Annotated in this window: 4 protein-coding genes; all 4 read left to right on the forward strand. The window is 47.5% G+C overall.

Annotated elements, in window-relative coordinates:
• Positions 1-351, forward strand: a 351-nt coding sequence (locus tag ACWB0I_RS09595; RefSeq protein ID WP_479387843.1) for a formylglycine-generating enzyme family protein, incomplete at its 5' end; no start/stop codon positions are given.
• A 473-nt stretch (positions 352-824) separates the two neighbouring features.
• Entirely contained in the window at positions 825-1496 is a 672-nt protein-coding gene (locus tag ACWB0I_RS09600) for a transposase (RefSeq protein ID WP_479387844.1), read from the forward strand.
• Between the two features lie 744 nt (positions 1497-2240).
• Complete coding sequence (locus ACWB0I_RS09605) at positions 2241-2858, forward strand: penicillin-binding protein activator LpoB (RefSeq protein ID WP_479387845.1); 618 nt, start codon at positions 2241-2243, stop codon at positions 2856-2858.
• A 38-nt stretch (positions 2859-2896) separates the two neighbouring features.
• Positions 2897-3474 (forward strand): COG3014 family protein (locus ACWB0I_RS09610; protein ID WP_479387846.1); only part of this gene is annotated, 578 nt, incomplete at its 3' end.

Consider the following 3474-nt stretch of genomic DNA (forward strand, 5'->3'; position numbering starts at 1 on the left):
AACGGAAATTATACCAAATATGCGGGCAGCGATGATGTGGATGCCGTGGCCTGGTATTACGATAACAGTGGAGGCAAAACTCATGAAGTAGGTACAAAGCAGCCCAATGAACTGGGCATCTACGACATGAGCGGCAATGTGTGGGAGTGGTGCTGGGATTGGTACGCTTCAGATTACTACAGCCACAGTCCGCAAGATAACCCCAGTGGGCCGAATAGCGGTTCGGACCGTGTGCCGCGCGGCGGCGGTTGGGGCGGCAGCGCCAGGGACGTGCGTGTAGCCAATCGCGTCAACTACACGCCGTCCGGCAGCAACAACGGTCTGGGGTTCCGCCTTCTGAGGACACGTTAGTTTTTAGGTTTTTTACCTTTTTACCTTTTGCAGGCTTTGCCAACCAGCGCAAGCGAGGTTGGCAAAGCCTGTCATTCTTCTCCCGCCCTGGCGAGAGAAGAATCCCCAGCAACCGCAAGCGGAGAAAAGTTTAGGCAGGGAATGGTTGGAAGGGTGAATCGGTTGCGGTTTGCCGTAGGGGCGAAGGATTTCCCCCAAGGTTTGGCCATTGTTCGAATGATTTGGTTGTGCAAAAGGGGAATTTAGCAAATGTAAAAAACGGCGGTGGAAATCCTTCGCCCTTACGAAGGTTTATCATTGAGATTAGGCTGTGGTTGCTGGGGCTAAGAGCGCGGTTTGTGGTAGGGGCTGCAAAGCATTTTCCTGAACGCACGGGGCAGGTTGCACAACGCAAAACAGGGCAAATGGAAAAAATGACGATGGAAATTCTTAGCACCTACAATAATAACTGCAATAATAATGGAAATTGAACCATGACGCATTACGACCCGATTAAACACCATCGCCGGTCCATCCGATTGAAAGGGTGGGATTACCGCCATCCCGGGTGGTATTACATCACCATGGTGGTGCGCAACCGTGAATGTTTGTTTGGGCAGGTGGCGCATGGGGAAATGGTGTTGAATGCATTTGGAAAAATTGTGGATTACCATTGGAGAAAATTACCCAATCATTTTCAACATATTGAATTGGACGAATTTTGCGTTATGCCTAACCATATTCATGGAATTATTCGCATTGTACGTTGGCCGGATGGCGTTGTGCTGGATGATGGATTTGTAAGGGCGAAGGATTTCCCTGAACAATACGACAACGACAAAAATAAATCGTTTATTATCGAAAAAAATACAAATGGAAAAAATGGAGATAGAAATCCTTCGCCCCTACGCCAACAAACCGATGCCACATCCCAACAATTACCACGTGGTGCATTTCCAGGATCATTATCTGCAATAATACAAAATTATTGCAACGTAACCACACGTAAAATTAACTGTATTCGCCAGACACCCGGCGCCAAATTATGGCAACGCAATTATTGGGAACACATCATTCGCGACGAAAACGAATTAAACCGTATCCGGCAATACATCAAAAACAACCCGTTAAAATGGACGGACGATGAATATTTTGAAAAAATGTAACAACAATGATGGGGAATCCGTAGAGGCGACGCATGTGTCGCCCCTACTGGGAAAAATGGTGGCAGAAATCCTTCGCCCTTACGGCTATGCGCCATCGGCGGTTGCCACCTGTCATTCTGATCCCGCCCCGGCGGGAGAAGAATTCTTAGCAAACAATGGAGGGGATTCTTCACTCCGCTAGCGCTCCGTTCAGAATGACAGTCAAGGGGAGGGCATTGTCATTCTGAGCGAAGCGAAGAATCCCCTGCAAAAGACGGAAGGGATTTCCTGGGCTGGCCTTCACTCTGCTGACGCTCCGTTCAGAATGACAGTCAAGCAGGAATTGTCATTCTGAGCGCAGCGAAGAATCCTTAACAAACAATGGAAGGGATTCTTCACTCCGTCCCGATCTTCGGGACTCCGTTCAGAATGACAGTTAAGACGGGGGATTTGTCATTCTGAGCGCAGCGAAGAATCCCCTGCAAAAGACGGAAGGGATTCTTCACTCCGTCCCGATTCTCGGGACTCCGTTCAGAATGACAGGTGGGGGGGCTCAACCAGCGGCAGAGAACCGCTCTTCAAAACCAATTTATTTTGATCAAAAACACAGACAGCTGTTTATCCCTGCATTAAACTATATTAACGTTCAAGTTGTGAAATTTTTAGTCGATCTAAATTGAGCGTTCAGGAAGCAATGTAAAATTAATTTGATATGCAGCCGATAATAAGCTAAAATAATTTTAATAAAGAAAGAGGGAGAAGCCCATGGCTGTGAAAACGCATTTTCTTAATTATCTTTCCTTATTCCTGATTTCAATCATCCTTTTTAACTGCGCCGGGCCCACGCGTACGGTTAAGCGCGTTCAGGTTGACGAGGCCATCGACATCAGCGGCCGCTGGAACGATACCGACGCCCGTCTGACAGCCGAGGCCATGGTAAAAGACGTGCTTTCCCGCCCCTGGCTACAGAACTTTATCGCAGACAAAGGTCGGCAACCGGTGGTCATCGTTGGGCAAATTCGCAACCGCACCAGCGAGCACATCGAAACGGCCATGTTCATCAAACATATTGAGCGGGAACTGTTAAATTCCGGGCAGGTGCAGTTTGTGGCTTCCGACAAAGAACGCGAAGCATTACGCCGCGAACGGATGGATCAGCAGAGTTTTGCCTCGCCAGAAAGCGCCAAGGAACTGGCTAATGAACTGGGCGCCGATTTTATGCTGCAGGGCGTCATCACCTCCGTTACCGATTCCTTTGAAGGACGACGCGTGGTCAAATACCAGGTTAATCTGGAATTAATCGACATCGAAAAAAACACCAAAGTCTGGATCGGCCAGAAAGAGATTAAAAAGTACATCGAGCAGAGCAAATATAAGTGGTAGCTTTTGCACCATACATTTAGCATCTGAATGGAATGAACATGAAAACAGTAAAAAATGTTTTTCTGATTTTCATCGGGCTAGGGTTACTGGCCTGCGCTTCCTCTGTCCGTCAGGCCCAATATTTTGACGCTGTGGTGGCCGATCTGTCAAATGAAAATTACAAGATGGCCCTTAAAAAAATTGAGGAAGCCAAAAAACTTACCCTCTACCGCCGGCAGGATCGTTTACTCTATTACCTGGACCTGGGCATTACTTACTTTTATCAGCGCGATTACCAGCGCAGCAATCAATTCTTCGAAAAAGCCGACCAGGCCATGGAAGAGTTGTTTACCAAAAGTATTTCTCAGGCCGCCATGTCCTTTTTCCTCAACGATTTAACCATGGATTATTACGGCGAGGTTCATGAAAACATTTACGTTAATGTTTTTAAAGCCATCAATTATGTGATGCTCGATCAATTTGATGATGCCTTTGCCGAGATCAAACGCGTGGATATTAAACTGCGGGAACTGGAAGACAAATATCGGGACATGGTGGAAAAGTACAATCAGGCCGACACAACGGCCATCCAGTTTACCTACCAGTCGCCGCGCTTTTACAACGATGTGCTGGCCCA

It is taken from the genome of Caldithrix sp. (assembly GCF_056497305.1).

Bases quoted from the DNA above. Each gene is read 5' to 3' on its own strand.
- ACWB0I_RS09605 (WP_479387845.1), top strand. From the start codon at position 2,241: ATGGCTGTGAAAACGCATTTTCTTAATTATCTTTCCTTATTCCTGATT.
- ACWB0I_RS09600 (WP_479387844.1), top strand. From the start codon at position 825: ATGACGCATTACGACCCGATTAAACACCATCGCCGGTCCATCCGATTG.